The 23,686-nt window shown below is 61.1% G+C and carries 18 protein-coding genes; all 18 read left to right on the forward strand.

What is annotated here, in order from left to right; genetic code table 11:
* The first annotated feature begins 83 nt into the window (after positions 1 to 83).
* The 18 genes from ACM6G4_RS17205 (at position 84) to gspG (ending at position 23,686) form a co-directional block, all read left to right on the forward strand.
* Complete coding sequence (locus ACM6G4_RS17205; RefSeq protein ID WP_414914170.1) at positions 84 to 1,148, forward strand: pilus assembly protein PilM; 1,065 nt, start codon at positions 84 to 86, stop codon at positions 1,146 to 1,148.
* Positions 1,148 to 1,714: a PilN domain-containing protein gene (locus ACM6G4_RS17210; RefSeq protein ID WP_414914171.1), complete on the forward strand. Its 567-nt coding sequence runs from the start codon at positions 1,148 to 1,150 to the stop codon at positions 1,712 to 1,714. The genes ACM6G4_RS17205 and ACM6G4_RS17210 overlap by 1 nt, the downstream gene beginning before the upstream one ends.
* Positions 1,711 to 2,334 (forward strand): type 4a pilus biogenesis protein PilO, encoded by a 624-nt coding sequence (locus tag ACM6G4_RS17215; protein WP_414914172.1) that lies wholly within the window; start codon positions 1,711 to 1,713, stop codon positions 2,332 to 2,334. The genes ACM6G4_RS17210 and ACM6G4_RS17215 overlap by 4 nt, the downstream gene beginning before the upstream one ends.
* Positions 2,331 to 2,855 (forward strand): pilus assembly protein PilP, encoded by a 525-nt coding sequence (locus ACM6G4_RS17220; protein ID WP_056725698.1) that lies wholly within the window; start codon positions 2,331 to 2,333, stop codon positions 2,853 to 2,855. The genes ACM6G4_RS17215 and ACM6G4_RS17220 overlap by 4 nt, the downstream gene beginning before the upstream one ends.
* A 13-nt stretch (positions 2,856 to 2,868) precedes the next feature.
* Positions 2,869 to 4,938 (forward strand): type IV pilus secretin PilQ, encoded by a 2,070-nt coding sequence (pilQ, locus tag ACM6G4_RS17225; RefSeq protein WP_414914173.1) that lies wholly within the window; start codon positions 2,869 to 2,871, stop codon positions 4,936 to 4,938.
* Between the two features lie 4 nt (positions 4,939 to 4,942).
* A complete protein-coding gene (gene aroK / locus ACM6G4_RS17230) occupies positions 4,943 to 5,461 on the forward strand; it encodes a shikimate kinase AroK (RefSeq protein WP_056725695.1) in 519 nt (172 codons plus the stop codon).
* A gap of 150 nt (positions 5,462 to 5,611) precedes the next feature.
* A complete protein-coding gene (gene aroB / locus ACM6G4_RS17235; protein WP_056725692.1) occupies positions 5,612 to 6,712 on the forward strand; it encodes a 3-dehydroquinate synthase in 1,101 nt (366 codons plus the stop codon).
* 10 nt (positions 6,713 to 6,722) lie between these two features.
* A complete protein-coding gene (locus ACM6G4_RS17240; RefSeq protein WP_414914174.1) occupies positions 6,723 to 8,312 on the forward strand; it encodes an AAA family ATPase in 1,590 nt (529 codons plus the stop codon).
* Positions 8,313 to 8,661: 349 nt separating this feature from the next.
* On the forward strand, positions 8,662 to 13,107 hold the full coding sequence (gene gltB, locus ACM6G4_RS17245; RefSeq protein ID WP_414914175.1) for a glutamate synthase large subunit: 4,446 nt from the start codon (positions 8,662 to 8,664) through the stop codon (positions 13,105 to 13,107).
* Between the two features lie 32 nt (positions 13,108 to 13,139).
* On the forward strand, positions 13,140 to 14,558 hold the full coding sequence (locus tag ACM6G4_RS17250; RefSeq protein WP_007975602.1) for an FAD-dependent oxidoreductase: 1,419 nt from the start codon (positions 13,140 to 13,142) through the stop codon (positions 14,556 to 14,558).
* A 252-nt stretch (positions 14,559 to 14,810) separates the two neighbouring features.
* Positions 14,811 to 15,878, forward strand: a complete 1,068-nt coding sequence (hemE, locus tag ACM6G4_RS17255) for a uroporphyrinogen decarboxylase (RefSeq protein WP_056725688.1) — start codon at positions 14,811 to 14,813, stop codon at positions 15,876 to 15,878.
* 290 nt (positions 15,879 to 16,168) lie between these two features.
* Positions 16,169 to 17,635: an N-acetylglucosamine-binding protein GbpA gene (gene gbpA, locus ACM6G4_RS17260; RefSeq protein ID WP_414914176.1), complete on the forward strand. Its 1,467-nt coding sequence runs from the start codon at positions 16,169 to 16,171 to the stop codon at positions 17,633 to 17,635.
* A 59-nt stretch (positions 17,636 to 17,694) separates the two neighbouring features.
* Positions 17,695 to 18,063, forward strand: a complete 369-nt coding sequence (locus tag ACM6G4_RS17265; RefSeq protein WP_414914177.1) for a cytochrome b/b6 domain-containing protein — start codon at positions 17,695 to 17,697, stop codon at positions 18,061 to 18,063.
* Between the two features lie 4 nt (positions 18,064 to 18,067).
* The gene (locus ACM6G4_RS17270; protein ID WP_414914178.1) at positions 18,068 to 18,610 is read left to right on the forward strand and encodes a hypothetical protein; all 543 of its coding nucleotides are present in this window, start codon (positions 18,068 to 18,070) and stop codon (positions 18,608 to 18,610) included.
* Between the two features lie 8 nt (positions 18,611 to 18,618).
* Entirely contained in the window at positions 18,619 to 20,538 is a 1,920-nt protein-coding gene (gene gspD / locus ACM6G4_RS17275; protein WP_414914179.1) for a type II secretion system secretin GspD, read from the forward strand.
* Between the two features lie 4 nt (positions 20,539 to 20,542).
* Positions 20,543 to 22,015, forward strand: coding sequence for a type II secretion system ATPase GspE (gene gspE, locus ACM6G4_RS17280; RefSeq protein WP_414914180.1), 1,473 nt, complete (start codon positions 20,543 to 20,545; stop codon positions 22,013 to 22,015).
* A gap of 3 nt (positions 22,016 to 22,018) precedes the next feature.
* A complete protein-coding gene (gspF, locus tag ACM6G4_RS17285) occupies positions 22,019 to 23,227 on the forward strand; it encodes a type II secretion system inner membrane protein GspF (RefSeq protein WP_056725675.1) in 1,209 nt (402 codons plus the stop codon).
* Between the two features lie 3 nt (positions 23,228 to 23,230).
* Entirely contained in the window at positions 23,231 to 23,686 is a 456-nt protein-coding gene (gene gspG / locus ACM6G4_RS17290; protein WP_414914181.1) for a type II secretion system major pseudopilin GspG, read from the forward strand.

The following is a 23,686-nucleotide window of genomic DNA, read 5'->3' on the forward strand; positions in this document are numbered from 1 at the left end:
TGGCGCTGCTGTCAAGACGGGCGGATTGAACGCAATGGACATTGCAGAGTCCGTAACTCACGGAAAGTCATAGGGAATTGGTAGTGCCAGGACTCTTCAACAAAAAATCCAATACGCTCTTGGGAATCGATATCAGCTCCACCTCGGTGAAACTTCTTGAGTTGAGCCGTCAGGGCGAGCGCTACCGGGTCGAGGCGTATGCGGTCGAGCCGTTGCCGGTCGGCGCGGTGATCGAAAAGAATATCGCCGAACTCGAAGGCGTGGGGCAGGCCCTTGCGCGCGCGCTGGCCAAGGCCAGAACCGGCCAGAAGAACGTGGCCGTGGCCGTGGCGGGCTCGGCGGTGATCACCAAGACCATCGAGATGGAGGCCGGACTTTCCGAGGACGAGATGGAAAGCCAGCTGAAGATCGAGGCTGATCAGTACATTCCTTATCCCCTGGACGAAGTCGCGATCGACTTTGAAGTACAGGGCACCTCCGGGCGCAATCCCGAGCGCGTCAACGTGCTGCTCGCCGCTTGTCGCAAGGAAAACGTCGAGGTCCGCGAGGCCGCCCTGGCCCTGGCGGGGCTGACCGCTCGTGTGGTCGATGTCGAGGCCTACGCGCTGGAGCGCTCATTCGAATTGCTGGCCAGTCGGCTCGCGGTTTCCGGGGGACCTTCGACGGTCGCCGTGATCGACATCGGCGCCACCATGACCACCCTGAGCGTGCTGCACAACGGGCGGATCATCTACACCCGCGAACAACTGTTTGGCGGTCGACAACTGACCGAGGAAATCCAGCGTCGCTACGGCCTGACGCTGGAGCAGGCGGGGCTGGCGCAAAAGAAGGGCGGTTTGCCGGATGACTATGCAGGTGAGGTCTTGCAGCCATTTCGAGAGGCGCTGGTGCAGCAGGTGTCGCGCTCGTTGCATTTCTTCTTTGCCTCCGGCCAGTACAGCACCGTCGACCATGTCCTGCTGGCTGGCGGTACCGCATCGATCCCGGGGCTGGACCGTTTGATCGAGCGGCAATTGGGCACGCCGACCCAGGTCGCAAACCCTTTTTGCGATATGACTCTGGGCAGCAAGGTCAATGGTGCTGCCCTGGCGAGTGATGCCCCGGCGTTGATGATCGCCTGCGGTCTGGCCCTCAGGAGCTTCGACTGATGGCACGGATCAACCTTTTACCCTGGCGCGAGGAGCGACGTGAAGTTCGCCGCAAGCGTTTCCTTCTGACCCTGGTGGCGGTGATGGTGGGCACGATGGGTGCGGTGCTGGTCGCGAACCAGGTCATCAGCGGTGCCATCGACCGGCAAGTCGCCCGTAACAATTACATCGGCAAGCAAGTCGCCGAGATCGATGAGCGGATCACCCGGATCAATGATCTCAAGGCGCGCCGCCAGCAACTGGTCGAGCGCATGGGCGTCATCCAGGACCTGCAAGGTAATCGCCAGATCAGCGGGCGAATATTTGACCAATTGGCGCGAGCCCTGCCCGACGGCGTGTATTTCACCGAGGTGAAAATGACCGCAAAGACCTTGTCCATCACCGGCGCCGCGCAATCCAACAACCGTGTTTCGGATTTGATGCGCAACCTGGAGGCATCAGACTGGTTCGATGCGCCGAGCCTGACCGAAGTCAAGGCCACGGCTGCCGGTCAGGTGGGGCAGGCCAACGTCTTCCAGCTGACCGTTCGCCAGACTCAGCCCGCAAAACCGGAGGAAGGCAAATGAGTCTGTCTGAATGGTTTGAAGGGCTGCGCAAGATCGACATCAATGATCTGGATACCAGCAACATGGGTTCCTGGCCGCCAGCGATCAAGTGTCTGGTGGCTGGTTTGCTCGTGCTTCTGGTGCTGGCCTTTGGCTATAGCTTTTCCACCCGCGACCTTGTGAGCCAGCTCGATCTCAAGCGCGAAGAGGAGTCGGCACTCAAGGAACAGTTCGCCGACAAGGCCCGCATGGCGGCGAATCTGGATCTCTACACCCGGCAGTTGAAGGAGATGGAGAGCGCCTTCGTCGTGCTATTGCGTCAACTGCCCAGCGACACCGAAGTCCCCGGCTTGCTGGAAGACATCACGCGTACGGGCCTGGGCAGCGGCCTGGAGTTCGAAGAGATCAAGTTGCTGCCTGAAGTCGCCCAGCCGTTCTACATCGAACTGCCGATCCAGATCACGGTCAACGGGGACTACCACGACCTGGCCACTTTCGTCAGTGGTGTGGCCGGGTTGCCGCGAATCGTCACCTTGCACGATTTCGACCTTGCCCCCGTCAGCCCCGAGGGTGGTCCGAAGCTGCGCTTGACCATCCTCGCCAAGACCTACCGCTACAACGACAAGGGACCGCATCAATGATCCCGGGACGTTGTTTTGTGGTGGTGTTGCTGTCTGCCCTGTCCGGTTGTGGCGCAGGCGATGACTACACCGATCTGGACGCGTACATGAACGAAACGCGCCTGCATGGGCCGGGGAAGATTGAACCAACGCCGGTATTCCGGTCTTACCCGGCATTCACTTACAACGCGGCGAATCTGCGCAGCCCGTTTTCGCCGCAGATCAGCACTGATCTGGCGGCCCGGCGCAGGGGCTCGCACAACGTCAAACCCGACCCGGGTCGGGTCAAGCAATACCTCGAAGGCTTCAACATCGAGCAGTTTCAAATGGTCGGCACCCTTTCCAATGCGACGGGCTCCTATGCCCTGCTGCGTGGGGCGGGTGGGGTGCACCGGCTGAAAGTCGGCGATTACCTGGGGCGCAACGACGGACGGATCGTTGCGATCAGCGGCTCTCAAGTCGATGTGGTTGAAATTGTCCCGGATGGTCAGGGTGCTTGGCTGGAGCGTCCCCGGACCATTTCCTTGAAAGAGCACTCATAGTGGAACTCCAATAATGAACAGGATTCTTTCCACCGTCGGCCTTTCGCTATGGATAGCGTTGTTGTCGCCGATGGTACAAGCAGCCAATCTCAAGGCGCTGGATGTCGCTGCGCTGCCCGGTGACCGTGTCGAGTTGAAGTTGTCGTTCGATGCACCACCCCCGGTGCCCCACGGCTACACGACGGATTCGCCGGCCCGGATTGCCCTGGACTTGCCGGGTGTCGCCAGTCAGTTGGCCAGCAAGACTCGCGATCTCGGCAGTGGAAATGCCCGCAGTGCAACGGTGGTGGAATCCCGGGACCGTACGCGATTGATCATCAACCTGGCCCAGTCGGCCCCGTACGACTCGCGAATTGAAGGCAACAATCTGCTGGTCGTTGTCGGGCAGGGAGTCAAACCGTCGACATCCAGGCCGGCGACCGCAGCAATGCCGGTTCCGGCACGGGCCGCCGCGACGGCGGGCAAGGTCATTCGGGGTGTGGATTTCCAGCGGGGAACCCAGGGCGAAGGCAACGTGGTGATCGACTTGTCGGATCCATCGATTGCACCCGACATACAAGAGCGCGAAGGCAGGATCATCGTCGGATTTGCCAAAACCTTATTGCCCGAGCGATTGCGCGTGCGACTGGACGTGAAGGATTTCGCCACGCCCGTGCAGTTCGTCAATGCCAGCGCGAGCGGCGATCGAGCCACCATCAGTATTGAACCCGGCGGCACGTTCGATTACTCGACCTATCAGACTGACAACAAGCTCACTATCAGCGTTCGCCCGGCGACGGTCGACGAACTGCAAAAGCGCAATGCCGGGCAACAGGCCTATAGCGGCGAGAAGCTATCGCTGAATTTCCAGGACATCGATGTGCGCTCGGTGCTGCAACTGATCGCCGATTTCACCAACCTCAATCTGGTGGCCAGCGATACGGTCCAGGGGGGAATTACCCTGCGTCTGCAGAACGTGCCGTGGGATCAGGCGCTGGATCTGGTGCTGAAAACCAAGGGGCTGGACAAGCGCAAGGTCGGCAATGTCCTGCTTGTTGCGCCGGCCGATGAAATTGCTGCCCGTGAGCGTCAGGAGCTCGAATCGCAGAAGCAGATTGCCGATCTGGCGCCGTTGCGTCGGGAGTTGTTGCAGGTCAATTACGCCAAGGCGGCGGACATCGCCAAGCTCTTCCAGTCAGTGACCAGTGCTGAAGCGAAGCCCGACGAACGGGGGTCGATCACTGTCGATGAGCGTACCAACAACATCATTGCCTACCAGACCCAGGACCGGCTGGATGAGTTGCGCAGGATCGTTACGCAGCTGGATATCCCCGTGCGTCAGGTGATGATCGAGGCGCGCATAGTCGAAGCCAACGTCGACTATGACAAAAGCCTCGGGGTGCGCTGGGGCGGTTCGATACAGAACAAGGGCAACTGGAACACCTCCGGCGTCAGCAATGGGCTCAATGGGTCATCGACCATCGGCACGCCCGGCAGTACCAGCACCAACTCACCGTTCGTCGACATGGGTGTAGCCAACAACACCTCGGGAATCGGCATCGCGTTCATCACCGATAACGTCTTGCTGGACCTGGAGCTGACGGCCATGGAGAAAACCGGCAACGGGGAAATCGTCTCACAGCCCAAAGTGGTCACGTCCGACAAGGAAACCGCGAAAATCCTCAAGGGCACCGAGATTCCCTATCAGGAAGCCAGCTCCAGCGGCGCGACTTCGGTCTCGTTCAAGGAGGCTTCGCTGTCGCTGGAGGTGACGCCGCAGATCACGCCCGACAACCGGATCATCATGGAGGTCAAGGTCACCAAGGACGAACCGGACTTCCTGAACAAGGTTCAGGATGTACCGCCCATCAAGAAAAACGAAGTCAACGCCAAGGTCCTGGTCAACGATGGCGAGACCATCGTCATTGGCGGTGTTTTCTCAAATACTCAGAGCAAGGTTGTAGATAAGGTGCCATTTCTTGGCGATGTGCCGTATCTTGGCCGCCTTTTCCGGCGTGACGTGGTTTCGGAGAAAAAATCCGAGCTGTTGGTATTCCTCACTCCGCGTATCATGAATAATCGGGCGATTGCTGTGAGTCATTGATTCTGTGCGAAATTTGATTCTTGTTGGACCGATGGGTGCTGGAAAAAGCACCATCGGCCGGTTGCTGGCCAAAGAGCTGCGCCTGCCATTCAAAGATTCCGATAAGGAAATTGAATTGCGCACGGGCGCCAATATCCCTTGGATCTTCGATAAGGAAGGCGAACCGGGCTTTCGTGATCGCGAGCAGGCAATGATTGCCGAGCTGTGCGATTACGACGGTGTGGTGCTGGCGACAGGCGGGGGCGCGGTCATGCGCGAAGCCAATCGTCGGGCACTGCATGCCGGTGGGCGTGTGGTTTATCTGCATGCGTCGGTCGAGCAACAGGTCGGCCGCACGTCTCGCGACCGCAATCGGCCATTGTTGCGTACCGCTGATCCCGCCAAGACCCTTCGGGATCTGCTGGCGATCCGCGATCCGCTTTATCGGGAAATTGCCGACCTGGTGGTCGAAACCGATGAGCGGCCGCCACGAATGGTCGTACTCGACATTCTGGAGCGCCTGCAGCAGTTGCCACCCCGTTAAAGCGCCGCGGGAAATGCGCTATCCTCGGCGTCCGCCAGGACCACTCCAGGTTGTGGCGGATGGCTACCGAACGGCGTCACACCAGATGAGGCCGTGGATATTCGTTAACTCAGGGCAGAACGCCTGATTCCATCTTCACTGTGGGGACACATGCAGACACTCAAGGTCGATCTGGGCGAGCGCAGCTACCCGATTCATATTGGCGAAGGTTTGTTGGATCAGCCTGAGCTGCTGGCCCCGCACATTCGCGGACGGCAAGTAGCAATCATCTCCAACGAGACGGTTGCGCCGCTCTATCTCGAGCGTCTGACCCGCAGCCTGGCGCAGTTCTCGGTGATTTCCGTGGTGCTGCCCGACGGCGAAGCCTTCAAGACCTGGGAAACCCTGCAACTGATTTTCGACGGCCTGCTGACCGCCCGGCATGATCGGCGCACCACGGTGATCGCCCTCGGTGGCGGTGTGATCGGTGATATGGCCGGCTTTGCCGCCGCCTGCTACCAGCGCGGCGTCGATTTCATCCAGGTTCCGACCACGCTGCTGTCGCAGGTCGACTCCTCGGTGGGCGGCAAGACCGGGATCAACCATCCGCTGGGCAAGAACATGGTCGGCGCCTTTTATCAGCCGAACGTGGTGCTGATCGATACCGCCAGCCTCAACACCTTGCCGGCGCGCGAGCTGTCCGCCGGGCTGGCCGAAGTCATCAAGTACGGGCTGATCTGTGATGAGCCGTTCCTGACCTGGCTCGAAGACAACGTTGACCGCCTGCGCAGTCTGGACCAGCAAGCCCTGACCTATGCCATCGAGCGCTCCTGCGCGGCCAAGGCGGCGGTGGTCGGTGCCGATGAGAAAGAGACGGGCGTTCGTGCCACTTTGAACCTGGGCCATACGTTTGGCCACGCCATCGAAACCCACATGGGCTATGGTGTATGGCTTCATGGTGAGGCAGTGGCTGCTGGCACCGTAATGGCGCTGGAAATGTCCGCGCGACTCGGCTGGATCAGCGAGCAGGAGCGTGATCGCGGTATTCGTCTGTTCCAGCGTGCGGGGCTGCCGGTCATTCCGCCGCAAGAGATGACAGAAGCCGATTTCCTCGAACATATGTCCATTGATAAAAAAGTGATCGACGGTCGTTTGCGCCTGGTGCTGCTGCGCCACATGGGCGAAGCGGTGGTGACCGACGATTATCCGAAAGAGGTTCTACAGGCCACGCTGGGAGCAGACTACCGCGCCCTGGCTCAGCTTAAAGGTTAATAAGAACACGATGACTAGTTTGCATGCCGACGAGGCTTTCCTCGGCCATTACCAGTTGAGTCATGACCCTTTTGCTCCACGGGTACCTGGCTTCAAATTTTTCCCGGCCCAGCGCAAACCCGTGCTGGGACAACTGCATCACCTGGCCCGCTACAGCCAGTTGCTGCTGGTAGTCACTGGCCCCGAAGGCAGTGGCAAGACCCTGTTGCGTCAGGCCCTGGTCGCCAGCACCAACAAGCAATCGGTACAAAGTGTGGTGGTTTCTGCCCGCGGCGCCGGCGATGCGGCCGGTGTGCTGCGTCAGGTGGCCCAGGCACTGAACGTCGGCCAGGCTGATGCCGACGCGATTCTGGCCCAAGTGGTGCAACTCGCACTGACCGGGCAAGAAGTCTATCTGCTGGTCGATGACGCCGAACAACTCGACGAATCCGCCCTTGAGACTCTGATGGTCCTGGCTGCCGGCGCGCCTGAGGGTCGCCCGCATGTGTTCCTGTTCGGTGAGACCTCGCTGATCGGTCAACTTGAGGCTCTGCATCTCGAGGAAGAGCGCTTCCACGTCATCGAGTTGCAGCCCTACACCGAAGAAGAAACCCGCGAATATCTGGAGCAGCGGCTCGAAGGCGCGGGTCGCGGTATCGAACTTTTCACCGCGGATCAGATCTCTGATATTCACGAAAGCTCCGAAGGCTGGCCTGGCAGCATCAATCAGGTCGCCCGCGATGCAATGATCGAAGCCATGATCGCCAGCCGCTCAGCGGTCAAGCGTCCAAAAATGGGGTTCAATATGCCGAAGAAACACGTATTGGCGATTTCCGCCGTGGTCGTGGTCGCGGTAGCTGCCGCCTGGTTGATTCCGGGTCGCAACAAGGCGCCGACCACCGGTGCACCGACCAATGAACAGGCGCAACTGCCGCTTGGCCAGGGTCAGCCAGCCGCGAATGGCGGTGCTCCGGCCGTCGAATTCGCCGGCAGCACGCAGCCGATGCCATTGCCGTTGGTCGGTAACTCGCAACCGGTCATGCGCGCCCCACTGGCTGAAGCCGCGGGCGGCATCACCGAAGGCGATGATGGCGTTCCGGTAGAAGGCTCCAGCGCTACGCCGCCGACAGTCACGACTACTGCACCACCAGCGGGTGTACCTGCCGGCCCTGCGCCGACACCAGCGGCCAAGCCGACACCTGCGCCGACTCAGGTCGCCACTGCCAAGCCTGCGCCTGCTCCAGTGGCCAAGCCTGCTCCAGCGCCAGCCAAGCCAGTCGTTGCCGCGGCGGCCAAGCCCGCGGAGAAATCCGCTCCGGTGGCCAAAGCTGCTGGCGGTACCTGGTACGCTGGTCAGGCACCGGGTAACTACGTGGTGCAAATCCTCGGCACCAGCTCCGAGACCGCCGCGCAAAGCTTCGTCAAGGAGCAGGGCGGCGAGTACCGTTATTTCAAGAAAGTCCTCAATGGCAAGCCGCTCTACGTGATCACCTACGGCAGCTTCGCCAATCGTGATGCAGCCGTTTCCGCCATCAAGGCCTTGCCAGCGAAGGTTCAGGCTGGTAAACCTTGGCCTCGCACTGTCGCCAGCGTCCAACAGGAACTGGCAACAACTCGCTGAAGATTCGGCGGCCTTACCCAGGCCGCCTCTCCAAGCACCTCAAAATTTCTACAAGTGCGCGCAACCTTCCGGGCTGCGTGCCTTGTGGTGTCTGCGTCACAGTAGTCTTTGAGTCGTTGCGGTCAGAATTAAAAAAAGTTTTGACTAGCACAGCAGATCGCTTTAAACCTTTCACAAATGCGACATAGATTTGCGACATTTCGTCGTCAAATTTGTGAGCCTCCGTGTCGGTGTGTACAATGACCTCCCTTTTGCCCCCGCAAAGCTGGCGTACGTTCGGCGCGGTTGGTAAGTGGTTGAATTGAAAAGAAATTTGCTTCGAGAGAAGCAGCCTGGTGAGAAAGTGTCTATGAAAGCAGGTCTGTACCAACCAGATGAATTCAAGGATAACTGCGGTTTCGGCCTGATTGCTCATATGCAGGGCGAGCCCAGTCATACCCTTTTGCAAACGGCCATCGAGGCCCTGACCTGCATGACCCACCGCGGTGGGATTAATGCCGACGGCAAGACCGGTGACGGTTGCGGTCTGCTGATTCAAAAGCCGGACGTGTTCCTGCGAGCCATCGCCCAGGAAACCTTCGGCGTCGAAATGCCCAAGCAATACGCTGTGGGCATGGTTTTCTTCAACCAGGACCCCGTCAAGGCCGAAGCCGCTCGCGAGAACATGAACCGCGAGATCCTGGCCGCCGGTCTGCAACTGGTCGGCTGGCGCAAAGTGCCGATCGACACCAGCGTCCTCGGCCGCCTGGCCCTTGAGCGCCTGCCGCAGATCGAGCAAGTGTTCATCGGTGGTGAAGGCTTGAGCGATCAGGACATGGCCGTCAAGCTGTTCACTTCCCGTCGTCGCTCGTCCGTGGCCAACGCCGCCGACACCGACCACTACGTGTGCAGCTTTTCCCACAAGACCATCATTTATAAAGGCCTGATGATGCCGGCGGACTTGACCGCCTTCTATCCGGACCTGAGCGATGAGCGCCTGCAAACCTCGATTTGCGTGTTCCACCAGCGCTTCTCCACCAACACCCTGCCGAAATGGCCGCTGGCTCAACCGTTCCGCTTCCTGGCGCACAACGGCGAGATCAACACCATCACCGGCAACCGCAACTGGGCCGTGGCCCGTCGCACCAAGTTCACCAACGACCTGATGGACCTGGAAGAACTCGGCCCGCTGGTCAACCGTGTGGGTTCCGACTCCTCGAGCATGGACAACATGCTGGAGCTGATGGTCACCGGCGGCATCGACCTGTTCCGTGGCGTGCGGATGATCATTCCGCCTGCGTGGCAGAACGTCGAAACCATGGACCCGGATCTGCGTGCGTTCTACGAATACAACTCGATGCACATGGAACCGTGGGACGGCCCGGCCGGCGTGGTAATGACCGACGGTCGTTACGCGGTGTGCCTGCTCGACCGTAACGGTCTGCGTCCGGCGCGTTGGGTCACCACCAAGAACGGCTTTATCACCCTGGCCTCGGAAATCGGTGTCTGGAACTACCAGCCTGAAGACGTGATCGCCAAAGGCCGCGTTGGCCCGGGCCAGATCTTTGCCGTGGACACCGAAACCGGCCAGATCCTCGACACCGACGCGATCGACAACCGTCTGAAGTCCCGTCATCCGTACAAGCAATGGCTGCGCAAGAATGCCCTGCGCATCCAGGCGACCATGGAAGACAACGACCACGGTTCGGCGTTCTACGACGTCGATCAGCTCAAGCAATACATGAAGATGTATCAGGTCACGTTCGAAGAGCGCGACCAGGTGCTGCGTCCACTGGGCGAACAGGGCTACGAAGCCGTGGGCTCGATGGGCGACGATACGCCGATGGCCGTGCTGTCCCAGCGCGTGCGCACGCCGTACGACTATTTCCGCCAGCAGTTCGCGCAGGTCACCAACCCGCCGATCGATCCGCTGCGTGAAGCCATCGTCATGTCGCTGGAGATCTGCCTCGGTGCCGAGCGCAACATCTTCCAGGAGTCGCCGGAACACGCTTCGCGCGTGATCCTCAGCTCGCCGGTCATTTCCCCGGCCAAGTGGCGCTCGCTGATGAACCTCGATCGTCCGGGCTTTGAGCGCGCGATCATCGATCTGAACTACGACGAAAGCGTCGGCCTCGAAGCGGCGATCCGCAACGTCGCCGATCAGGCTGAAGAAGCCGTGCGCGCAGGTCGTACCCAGGTTGTGCTGAGTGACCGTCACATTGCCCCTGGCAAGTTGCCGATCCACGCGTCCCTGGCCACAGGTGCTGTGCACCACCGCCTGACCGAAAAAGGCCTGCGTTGCGACTCCAACATCCTGGTGGAAACCGCGACTGCGCGTGACCCGCATCACTTCGCCGTGTTGATCGGTTTCGGCGCCTCTGCCGTTTACCCGTTCCTGGCCTACGAAGTGCTGGGCGACCTGATCCGTACCGGTGAAGTACTGGGCGACCTCTACGAGGTGTTCAAGAACTACCGTAAAGGCATCACCAAAGGCTTGCTCAAGATCCTGTCGAAGATGGGCATCTCGACCATCACCTCGTACCGCGGTGCGCAGTTGTTCGAAGCCATCGGTCTGTCCGAGGAAGTCTGCAACCTGAGCTTCCGTGGCGTGCCAAGCCGCATCAAGGGTGCGCGTTTCGTCGACATCGAAGCCGAGCAGAAAGCCCTGGCCACCGAAGCCTGGAGCCCGCGCAAGCCGATCCAGCAAGGCGGCCTGCTGAAGTTCGTCCACGGTGGCGAGTACCACGCCTACAACCCGGACGTGGTCAGCACCCTGCAAGCCGCTGTGCAGCAGGGCGACTACAGCAAGTTCAAGGAATACACGTCGCTGGTGGACAACCGCCCGGTGTCGATGATCCGCGACCTGCTGAAAGTCAAAACCCTGGACACGCCGCTGGACATCAGCGAGATCGAACCACTGGAATCGGTGCTCAAGCGCTTCGACTCCGCCGGTATCTCCCTGGGCGCCCTGTCGCCGGAAGCTCACGAAGCCCTGGCCGAAGCCATGAACCGCCTCGGTGCGCGCTCCAACTCCGGTGAAGGCGGCGAAGACCCGGCGCGCTACGGCACCATCAAGAGCTCGAAAATCAAGCAGGTTGCCACCGGCCGTTTCGGTGTAACCCCGGAATACCTGGTCAATGCTGAAGTGCTGCAGATCAAGGTCGCCCAGGGCGCCAAGCCCGGCGAGGGTGGTCAACTGCCAGGCGGCAAGGTCAACGGTCTGATCGCCAAGCTGCGTTACGCAGTGCCGGGCGTGACCCTGATTTCGCCACCGCCGCACCACGACATCTATTCGATCGAAGACTTGTCGCAGCTGATTTTCGACCTGAAACAAGTCAACCCGAAGGCGCTGGTCTCGGTGAAGCTGGTAGCAGAAGCGGGCGTCGGTACCATCGCCGCCGGTGTGGCCAAGGCCTATGCGGACCTGATCACCATCTCCGGCTACGACGGCGGAACCGGCGCATCGCCGCTGACCTCGATCAAATACGCGGGCGCTCCGTGGGAACTCGGCCTGGCCGAAACCCACCAGACCCTGCGCGGCAATGACCTGCGCGGCAAAGTCCGGGTACAGACCGACGGCGGCCTGAAAACCGGCCTCGACGTGATCAAGGCTGCGATCCTCGGCGCTGAAAGCTTCGGCTTCGGTACCGCGCCAATGATCGCCCTGGGCTGCAAATACCTGCGTATCTGCCACCTGAACAATTGCGCCACCGGCGTCGCGACCCAGAACGAGAAGCTGCGCAAGGATCACTACATCGGTACCGTCGACATGGTGGTGAATTTCTTCACCTACGTCGCCGAAGAAACCCGTGAGTGGCTGGCCAAGCTGGGCGTGCGCTCCCTCGAAGAACTGATCGGCCGTACCGATCTGCTGGAAGTCCTCGAAGGCCAGACCGCCAAGCAGCATCACCTGGACCTGACTCCGTTGCTGGGCAGCGACCACGTACCGGCGGACAAGCCGCAGTTCTGTGGCGTTGAACGCAACCCGCCGTTCGACAAGGGCCTGCTGGCCGAGAAAATGGTCGACATGGCCTCCACGGCAATCAACGACTTGAGCGGCGCCGAGTTCGACCTGGATATCTGCAACTGCGACCGTTCCATCGGCGCACGGATCTCCGGCGAAATCGCGCGTAAACACGGTAACCAGGGCATGGCCAACGCGCCGGTCACGTTCCGCTTCAAGGGCACGGCAGGGCAGAGCTTCGGCGTATGGAACGCCGGTGGCCTGCACATGTACCTGGAAGGCGACGCCAACGACTACGTCGGCAAGGGCATGACCGGCGGCAAGCTGGTCATCGTTCCGCCGAAGGGCAGCGTCTACCGCACCCAGGACAGTGCCATCATCGGCAACACCTGCCTGTACGGCGCCACTGGCGGCAAGCTGTTCGCCGCCGGCACCGCGGGCGAGCGTTTCGCCGTGCGTAACTCCGGTGCCCACACCGTTGTGGAAGGCACTGGCGATCACTGCTGCGAGTACATGACCGGTGGCTTCGTCTGCGTATTGGGCAAGACCGGGTACAACTTCGGCTCTGGCATGACCGGCGGTTTCGCCTACGTGCTCGACCAGGACAACAGCTTCGTTGACCGGGTCAACCACGAACTGGTGGAAATCCAGCGGATCAGCGGCGAGGCGATGGAAGCCTATCGCAGCCACCTGCAACGCGTGCTGAACGAGTACGTCGAGGAGACCGACAGCGAGTGGGGTCGTGAACTCGCCGAGAACCTCGATGATTACGTGCGTCGTTTCTGGCTGGTCAAGCCCAAGGCTGCCAACCTGAAATCGTTGCTTTCCAGCACCCGTGCCAACCCGCAGTGATATGCGCCTGAAGAGTTTGATGAGGTTTTAAAATGGCTGAACGTCTGAATAATGACTTCCAGTTCATCGAGGTCGGGCGCAAGGATCCGAAGAAGAAACTGTTGCGTCAACGCAAGAAAGAGTTCGTGGAAATCTACGAACCCTTCAAACCCCAGCAGTCGGCCGACCAGGCCCACCGCTGCCTGGGTTGCGGTAACCCGTATTGCGAATGGAAGTGCCCGGTGCACAACTTCATTCCCAACTGGCTGAAGCTGGTGGCCGAGGGCAACATCCTCCAGGCCGCCGAACTCTCGCACCAGACCAACACACTGCCGGAAGTCTGCGGCCGGGTGTGCCCGCAGGATCGTCTGTGCGAGGGTGCCTGCACCCTCAACGACGGCTTCGGCGCGGTGACCATCGGTTCGGTGGAGAAGTACATCACCGACACCGCGTTCGCCATGGGCTGGCGCCCGGACATGTCCAAGGTCAAGCCGACCGGCAAGCGTGTCGCGATCATCGGTGCCGGGCCTGCGGGCCTGGGCTGTGCCGACGTGCTGGTGCGCGGCGGCGTGACCCCGGTGGTGTTCGACAAGAACCCGGAAATCGGCGGTCTGCTGACCTTCGGCATCCCCGAGTTCAAGCTGGAAAAGACCGTGCTGAGCAATCGTCGCGAAGTCTTCACTGGCATGGGCATCGAGTTCCGCCTCAACACCGAGGTGGGCAAGGACGTGACCATGGAGCAACTGCTCGAAGAATACGATGCGGTATTCATGGGCATGGGCACCTACACCTACATGAAGGGCGGCTTTGCCGGGGAAGACCTGCCGGGCGTGTACGACGCGCTGGATTTCCTGATCGCCAACGTCAACCGCAACCTGGGCTTTGAAAAGTCGCCGGAAGATTTCGTCGACATGAAAGGCAAGAAGGTCGTGGTACTCGGCGGCGGCGACACGGCGATGGACTGCAACCGTACGTCGATCCGCCAGGGCGCCAAGTCGGTGACCTGCGCCTATCGTCGTGACGAAGCGAACATGCCGGGCTCGCGCAAAGAGGTGAAGAACGCCAAGGAAGAAGGCGTGAAATTCCTCTACAACCGCCAGCCGATCGCCATTGTCGGTGAAGACAAGGTCGAAGGCGTGAAGGTGGTCGAGACCCGTCTCGGCGAGCCGGACGCCCGTGGCCGCCGTAGCCCCGAGCCGATCCCGGGCTCCGAAGAGATCATCCCGGCCGACGCCGTGGTCATCGCTTTCGGTTTCCGTCCAAGCCCGGCTCCGTGGTTCGAGCAGTTCGAAATCCAGACCGACAGCCAGGGCCGCGTGGTGGCGCCGGAACAAGGTCAGTACAAGCACCAGACCAGCAACCCGAAGATCTTCGCCGGTGGCGACATGGTGCGCGGTTCCGACCTGGTGGTGACGGCGATCTTCGAAGGCCGTAATGCCGCCGAAGGGATCCTGGATTACCTGGGCGTGTAACCCCGCCCCGGAACTAAATGTAATACCCCCTGTGGGAGCGAGCTTGCTCGCGATAGCGGTGGATCAGTCAGCAGAGATGTTGAATGTGAAGCCCTCATCGCGAGCAAGCTCGCTCCCACAGTCGTTTTGTGGTGAGTCAAATACTGCATTCCACCGCGACAAATTGACCCGATAGACAAAAGGCTGACCTGCAACCGTGCCTTTTGCTCCCGGCTCTGAGAAAATGCCCTCACTTTTTTTCCGGATGCCGACATGACTGCCCTGAAGAACGACCGTTTCCTGCGCGCCCTGCTCAAGCAACCCGTAGACGTCACCCCCGTGTGGATGATGCGTCAGGCCGGTCGCTACCTGCCTGAATATCGCGCCAGCCGTGCCAAGGCCGGCGATTTCATGAGCCTGTGCATGAACCCGGCGTTCGCTTGCGAAGTCACGATGCAGCCGCTCGACCGTTATCCACAGCTGGATGCGGCGATCCTCTTCTCCGACATCCTGACCATCCCCGATGCCATGGGGCAGGGTCTGTATTTCGAAACCGGTGAAGGTCCGCGCTTCAAGAAAGTCGTCAGCACCCTGGCCGACATCGAAGCCCTGCCGATTCCTGATCCGCACAAAGACCTGGGTTACGTGATGGACGCGGTCAGCACCATCCGCCGCGAACTGAACGGCCGCGTACCGCTGATCGGTTTCTCCGGCAGCCCGTGGACCCTGGCGACCTACATGGTCGAAGGCGGCTCGTCGAAAGACTACCGCAAGACCAAAACCATGCTCTACGACAACCCGCAAGCCTTGCACCTGCTGCTGGACAAGCTCGCGCAGACAGTCACCAGCTACCTTAACGGCCAGATCATGGCCGGTGCGCAAGCGGTACAGATCTTCGACAGCTGGGGCGGCAGCCTGTCGGCGGCGGCGTACCAGGAGTTCTCCCTGGCCTACATGAAGAAAATTGTCAGCGGCCTGATCCGCGAACACGAAGGTCGCAAGGTGCCGGTCATCCTGTTCACCAAGAACGGTGGCCTGTGGCTGGAAAGCATCGCTGATGCCGGCGCCGACGCACTGGGCCTGGACTGGACCTGCGACATCGGCAGCGCCCGTGCCCGTGTTGGCGACAAGGTCGCGCTGCAAGGCAACATGGACCCGACCGTGCTCTACGCCAAGCCGGAAGCCATCCGTACCGAAGTCGGGCGCATCCTGGCCAGCTACGGCAAAGGCAGCGGCCACGTATTCAACCTCGGCCATGGCATCACGCCGGAAGTCGATCCGGAACATGCTGGTGCATTCCTGCGCGCGGTACATGAGCTGTCGGCGCAGTATCACGAGTAGCGATTGCCCGTTTTCACAAAGCCTGTCCCGCCTCGTGCCGGACAGGTTTTTTTGTGCCGCTTAAAAGCTCAAAAAATAAAGCATCACCAACTGTAAGAATGTTTTCTTTTTTTGTCGGATTGAGGCATGGAGAGACTGTTCCTGCCTCGCGTGGTGATTACTCCTACATAGAATTTTCCTCCATCCCCGTAAGGTTCCAGGCCCTTGTCCGGCGTATTGCCGAACAATCACGAAGCGAACAGGGGCGCCCACAAGGCGCCCTGTTTTCGATAAGCAGTCTGGAATACATCATGAAAATTACATTTGATAAAAGAAGTGCTTTAACGGCCTGCACTTCATCGATGATCCTGTTATCGGCAATGCTGGCCTCTCAAACCGTTTCCGCCCATGGCTATCTGGAAGTGCCGCCGTCGCGCGCGCTGGCTTGCCAGAAAGGCTTGAACACCAACTGCGGTGGCGCCCAGTACGAACCGCAGAGTGTCGGTGAAACCTTCAAAGGCTTTCCGGCGGGCGTCGGCGGTGCTCCCTTGCAGGGGCCGGTCGATGGCAAGATCGCCAGCGGTGGTCACTCGCTGTTTTCTGCCATGGATGCACAGTCCGCCACCCGTTGGCACCTGACTGAAATCAAGGACCGCAACATCGATTTCAAGTGGCATTACACAGCGGTTCACCCGGCTACCAAACACGAGTATTTCATCACCCGCAACGGCTGGAATCCGAACGAATCGCTCAAGCGCGCCACTTTCGAAAGCACGCCGTTCTGCACCATCGACGGCGGCAACAAGCGTCCGGAGTCCAGCGACAAGCACAACTGCAACATTCCGGCAGACAAGTCTGGTCATCACGTCGTCCTGGCCATCTGGACCGTGGGCGATACCGATGCCGCGTTCTACAACGCTACGGATCTGAACATCCTGGCGGAGCCTGAACTGCCTGGCGGCTGGTCCTCCGTAGGCAGCATTGCGCCTTCGACGGCGCTATTGGTGGGCGACAAGGTCAAGGCCCGCGCATTCACCGGCAATGGCGAGAGCCCGGACTACAGTGTCGAAATCAGCATCGATAACGCTGTAGAAGGCACGCCGCAAAACTGGTCGTTCAAGCTGGCAGAGAAAATCAACCAGACCCACACCCTTGTTCGCGCCGGTATCCGCGACGAGAGCGGCAATGTCGAGCCGGTCAAAGGCACCAACAGCCTCTACGCACAAAAAGAAAGCGGGGTAGTGCGCTACGAAGTGCAACTGGACATGAAGGAGGACACCGCTGCGCGCATGTCGGTGGCCTCGCAGCAAGCCGAATACGTTCTGGATAAGGGCCGGGCGAAGGTCGATTTCAGCATGATCGCGAACCGTGCGATGAACGTCGAAGCCACTTTGCTCGACCAGAACAACAAACCGGTAGGCACCACCTCGGCACAAGTGGCCAGTGGCTCCACCTCGCTGTCCATGGATGTGCGCAGCAACCCGGGCGCGCACACCTTGACCCTGGTCGGCACCACCCTGGATGGCCGCACGACCCGTCAGGACACCCAGACCACCCAACTGACCGGTGAGGGCGCCGGCATCGAATACGATTTCGTGTTCCCTGAAGGCCTCAGCGACTACACAGCCGGTACCAAGGTGCTGCATCCGAAGACCAACGAAGTCTTTGAGTGCAAACCGTTCCCCGAGTCGGGTTACTGCAAGCAGTACAGCCCCTCCGCCAACGGCTTCGAACCGAGTGTCGGTGCTCACTGGCACATGGCGTGGAACAAGTTGTAAGTCCCCCTCGTAGCACTTCAGGCGATCGGTAGCCGATCGCCTGAAGCTTTATTCCCTTGATGTTGATCGAGTTGAAAATGACGGTTTCGGGTTATTCCAGACTGCGCGTGCTGCTGCATTGGTTGTCTGCGGCGGTGATCCTGTGGACCTCGATTTACCTCATCGTCGGGGCCGTCCTGGTGACCGGCGTGTTGATGATGGATCACCCGATCAATGTATTCGGGGTTATCGGGATCGCTCAACCGTTAAGCGATCCATGCCTGATCGCCCTGTTTGTTACGGTCCACACGTGGGCGTGTGTGGTGTTGTCGCTGCTGTTGGCCGTCCACATCGGTGCCGTCATCGTGCATGAGGCCTGCAACCACCGGGTGCTGCAACGGATGTCTTTGCGTCTGTGTGGCAAGCCTGGGGCCGGGCGACTTGAGTGAGGCCATGGTGATGCTTTCGCGCGAACGCTTGGCTGGACTGGTCTTGCTCCTGGGCAAGGCGAGCCTGCTGGTCGTGCCGCTGGCCTATGGGGTGTTCCTGGGCTGGCAGGAGTGGCGCTATCGCGAACAGTTGATGCTGCCAGCGCCGGTCGAAACCTCGCGAACCGCACCCGCACCCCGGCAAGCGCTTGACGCAACGGCGGTTGCAACGGTGCTCGGTCTGACGACGGGCGCCGAGTTGCTGCCGAGCGCGGAACCGCTGACCTTGAAGGCAAGATTCGTCGTCACTCATGGCTTGTCCCGGGTGTTGCTGGCGGACTCACAAGGCGCGCGCATCTACCAGGTCGGCGAGCGCTTGCCCGGTGGCAGCGTCTTGCGTCGCGTCGAGCCCGACCACGCGGTGTTGTGGAGCAAAGGCCGAGAGGAACTATTGATGCTCCAGCCTCCCGCAGCGGATTTTCTGCAACGGCTCGATCCCCACGGCAAGCCCCAAGTGCCCAGCGTTTCTCCGCGTTTTTTTAGCCCGCTTGCCGGGTCGACAGAGTGATCAAGTTCATGAATAGCTTTCTCGGTGCGCAAGCACTGCGACCGGTGATTTTTTTCGTCGCCATGGTGGTAACGCTTTCCCACGGCGCGCTTCTGGCCGAGGAAGAAAAATGGCAGCTGGCGATGAACAACGCAGAGCTGCGCGACATCGTCGAAGAGATCTCCAACATTCTGGGGACCACCGTGGTGCTGGACCCCAAAGTCTCCGGTCGCGTCACGGTCATGTCCCGACAGGCCCTCGATCGTGAAGGCGTGCGTCGGTTGTTCTATTCGGTGCTCGACGCCCACCACTTCACGGTGATTGATGAGGGCGACCGGATCCTCATCACCCCGGTTGCCGAGGCCAAGACCCGGGCCGGCCAGGGCACGGTGAAAACCACTACGGCGTCGCAGTTCGTGACCGAAGTCATCGGCTTGAACACCAGCAGTGCCTCCGATATCGCCGGGCTGGTGCGACCGTTGGTGTCTGCCAATGGTTATGTCGGCCCTTCGGTGTCGGCCAATGCGTTGGTGCTGACCGACACGGCTGCCAATGTGAAGCGCATCGCGCGGGTGATCCGCGAACTGGACTCCGGTCAGAACAACCTGCACGCGGTGGTCCCGCTCAAGCATGCCCTGGCGGGCGATGTCGCGCCGGTTATCGAGGCCTCCATGGGCAAGCGCAATACCGATTCAGCGATACAGGTACTGGCGGACACCAGGACCAATCGCCTGGTTTTCATTGGCCCGCCGGTCGTTCGCCAGCGCTTGATCGAACTGGCCCGAGGTCTCGATACGCCGGCTACCACGACCCTCGACAATGCCCGGGTGATTCGCCTGCGTCACAGCGATGCCAAGCAGTTGGCCGAGATCCTGGAGTCGATGGGGCAGGGCAGAAAGCAGACATCCGCCATCGGCAACGCCAAGGACACGTCTGGCGGTGCAAGCTTCATGATCAAGGCCGACGAAAGCCAGAACGCGCTGGTGCTGATCGCCGAGCCGGCGCAGGTACGGACCATCGAAAACATCGTGCGCCAGCTGGACCAGCCACGGGCCCAGGTGTTGATCCATGCCGCCATCGTCGAAATCTCCGGCGACATCGCTGAGGCCGTCGGTGTGCAGTGGAACCTCAGCACAGGTGACGCCAAGGGCTTCATCAACTTTCCCGGCACCGACATTCCGATCGTCGGCGGGTTGAAGTTCGACGAGAAAAGATCGGCGCCGGAGGGGGCGATCCTGCAACTGGGCGGCGACCGCTTCGGTGCGCTGATTTCGGCCCTGGCCAGCAACACCCACAGCAACCTGCTGTCCACGCCGAGCCTGTTGACCCTGGACAATCAGGAAGCCGAAATCATCGTCGGCCAGAACGTGCCGTTCAAGACCGGCTCCTACGCCACCAACAGCAACGGCGCGGAGAATCCGTTCACCACCGTCGAGCGCAAGGACGTCGGCATCAGCCTGAAGATCAAGCCTTACATCAACGAAGGCTCGACGCTGCGCCTGGAGGTCGAGCAGGAAGTGTCGGACATCGCGCCGTCGGTGTCGGGCATCGATTCCTCGGACCTGATCACCAACAAGCGAGCACTCAAGAGCACCATTCTCGCCGACGATGGCGAAATCATCGTGATCGGCGGCCTGATCAGGGACAGCGTGCGCACCCAGAAAAGCGGCGTGCCGCTGCTGCGAGACATTCCCTACCTCGGCGCGTTGTTCCGCTGGAGCCGCGACACCCAGACCAAAAGCAACCTGATGGTGTTCTTGCGCCCGACCATCGTGCGCAGCAAGGAAGACCTGTCTCAGGTCAGCCAGCAGCGTTACAACGCGCTGCGTGACTTGAGCAAATCAGGGGCGGGGGAAAACAACTCGCTGTTGCTGCCTTCCGAGGCGCGCGGGTTGTTCGAACCGGCCAGCGACGCGCCAGTGTTCGATTTGCGCGGCAAGGCGCAGTGAATCCATGAGCGAACTCTGCGAGCAATTGCCCTTCGGTTTCGCCCGGCGTTTTGGTGTGTTGCTGGAGCATGACGGCGCATCACTGCGCATTGCCCTGCGCAGTGATGCGCCGCTCACCGCATTGGCGGAAGCGCGCCGGGTGTGCGGACGGACGTTGCCGTTTCAAATCGTCGGGGCCGATGAGTACGCCTCGCGCCTGGCGGCGGCCTATCGCGAGGGGCACAGTGCGGTGGAGCAGGTTGCCCAAGGGCTGGACGAAGAACTGGACTTGCTCAGCCTGGTCGATCAGGTCCCGCAAACCGCCGACCTGCTGGAGCAACAGGGCGACGCACCGATCATTCGCCTGATCAACGCGCTACTCGGTGAAGCAGTGCGTGAGCATGCCTCGGATGTGCACCTGGAAACCTTCGAGCAGTACCTGTCGGTGCGCATGCGGGTGGATGGCCAACTGCGTGAAATGCTCAGGCCCAAGCGCGAACTGGCGACGCTGTTGGTGTCGCGGATCAAGGTCATGGCGCGCCTGGACATCGCGGAAAAACGCGTGCCCCAGGATGGGCGAATGGCCTTGCGCCTGGCCGGGCATGAAGTCGATGTACGGGTCTCGACGCTGCCTTCGGCCCACGGCGAACGGGTGGTGCTGCGTTTGCTCGACAAGCAGGCCGGGCGCCTGGACCTGCATCGGCTGGGCATGCCGGACGATACCCTCGCGGCCCTGCGCCAGTTGTTGGGCAAGCCCCACGGCATTTTGTTGGTGACCGGGCCGACCGGTTCCGGCAAGACCACCAGCCTGTACGCCGCCCTGAGCAGCCTGAATGACCAGACCCGCAATATTCTCACGGTCGAAGACCCGATCGAATATCACCTGCCGGGTGTCGGCCAGATGCCGGTCAACCCAAAGGTCGACATGACCTTCGCCCGGGGCCTGCGGGCGATTTTGCGCCAGGATCCGGACGTGGTGATGGTTGGCGAAATCCGTGACCGCGAAACTGCCGAGATCGCTGTCCAGGCGTCCTTGACCGGGCATCTGGTGCTCTCGACCCTGCACACCAACAGCGCGGCCGGCGCGGTCACGCGGCTGGTAGACATGGGTGTCGATGCCTATCTGTTGGCGTCCTCGCTGGTGGGCATTCTGGCCCAGCGCCTGCTGCGCACCTTGTGCCCCCATTGCAAGGTTTCGTACCTCGCCGACGCGGCAGCCTGCCAGCGCCTGGGGCTCGACACCAGCACGTCGCACACCCTGTTCAAGGCTTCGGGCTGTGAACAGTGCCAGCACGGCTATCGCGGCCGCATCGGCATTTACGAGCTGATCAGCGTGACGCCCGCCGTCTCGGCGCTGATCCATCAGGGCGCCAGTGAGCAATTGCTCGTCGACGAAACACGCAAGGTCTCGCGCAGCCTGTTCCAGGACGGGCGCCAGCGGGTGCTTGAAGGGTTGACCAGCCTCGATGAATTGCTGCGTGTGACCCAGGAGAACTGATCGGTGCCGACCTTCGACTACCGCGCCCACGATGCCCAGGGACGATCCTGCAAGGGACGGCTGGAGGCCGATGGACCCCGCCATGGGCGACAGTTGTTGCGTGAGCGTGGTTTGTGGCCGCGTGTCTTGATCGAGGTCAGGGTTGGCGGCGGTGCGGGCCAGCGGTCGCGAGGTGGACGCCTGAGTGCCGCTGATCTGGCGCTGTTGACGTTGCAACTGTCAACGCTGGTTCAGGCCGGACTGCCCCTTGAGGAAGCGCTCGATGCGGTGGCGAAGCAGAGCTCAAAGCGCAAGGTTGCAAGCTTGCTCTCGGCGGTCAGGAGCCGGGTAATGGAAGGTCACGCCCTGGCCTCGGCACTGGGGCAATTTCCCCGGGCCTTTCCCGAGTTGTTCCGCGCCACCGTGGCCGCCGGAGAACGCTCGGGGCATCTGGGCCATGTGCTGGAGCAACTGGCGGCCTACACCCAGGCCCGCCAGGCCTCGCGGCAAAAGATTCAGATGGCCCTGGTGTACCCGTTGATCCTGATGTTGGCCAGCGTGGCAATCGTCGGTTTTCTGCTCGGTTACGTGGTGCCGGATGTGGTGAAGATCTTCGTCGACAGCGGCCAGCCGTTGCCCTGGCTGACCCGGGCGCTGATCGGCGTGAGCAACGGCCTGCGCGACCATTTCCTGTTGTTGATGGGCGTGCTGGCGGTGCTGCTCGGCCTGTGGCGCTGGAGCTGGCAGCAGCCGCAGTGGCGTCTGCGCTGGCATCGTTGGGTGCTCAATGCCCCCGTCATCGGTGAAGTGCTGCGCGCCATGGAAGCCGCGCGGTTTGCCAGCACCCTGGCAATCCTCGGCAAAAGTGCCGTGCCCTTGGTGGACGCCCTGGAAATTGCTGCCGCAGTCATCGGCAACCTGACCATCCGCGCGCGGATGGTCGATGTCGCCCGCTCGGTCCGCGAAGGCGCAACGCTGACCCGTGGCCTGGAGATGAGCGGCGACATCCCGCCGATGATGCTGCACATGATCGCCAGCGGCGAACGTGCCGGCGAACTCGACCGCATGCTGGCCCGGGCCGCCGAACAACAGGAAAACAGCCTCGCCGCGCGCATCGCGCTGGTGGTGGGCCTCTTCGAGCCGGCCATGCTGGTGCTGATGGGCGGCGTCGTGCTGCTGATCGTCATGGCCATCCTGCTCCCGATTCTCAGCCTCAACCAATTGGTGAATTGATCCATGCAACCTGTCCGAAAAAAACCTTCCCGCGCGCAACGCGGTTTTACCCTGATCGAAATCATGGTGGTGGTGGTCATCATCGGCGTGCTGGGGGCCATTGTGGTACCGCAGTTCATGAGCCGCCCCGATCAAGCCAAGGTCACTGCCGCCAGAATCGATATCCAGGCCATCGCCACCGCCCTGGAAATGTACCGCCTCGACAACGCCCATTACCCCTCGACCCAGCAAGGCCTGGAAGCGTTGGTCAAGCGTCCTTCCGGACTGCCCGTGGCGCGGGGCTGGAACCCCCAGGGTTACCTCAAGAGCATGCCGGTCGACCCGTGGAACACGCCTTATCAGTACCTCAATCCGGGTATGCGATCGGTAGACGGCACTTACGACCTGTATTCCCTGGGCGCCGATGGCGCAGCGGGCGGCGAAGGGTTTGCAGCCGAAATCGGCAATTGGGGCCATTGA

It is taken from the genome of Pseudomonas sp. IT-P258 (assembly GCF_949767825.1).
In the GTDB taxonomy this organism is placed as follows: Bacteria; Pseudomonadota; Gammaproteobacteria; order Pseudomonadales; family Pseudomonadaceae; genus Aquipseudomonas; species Aquipseudomonas monachiensis.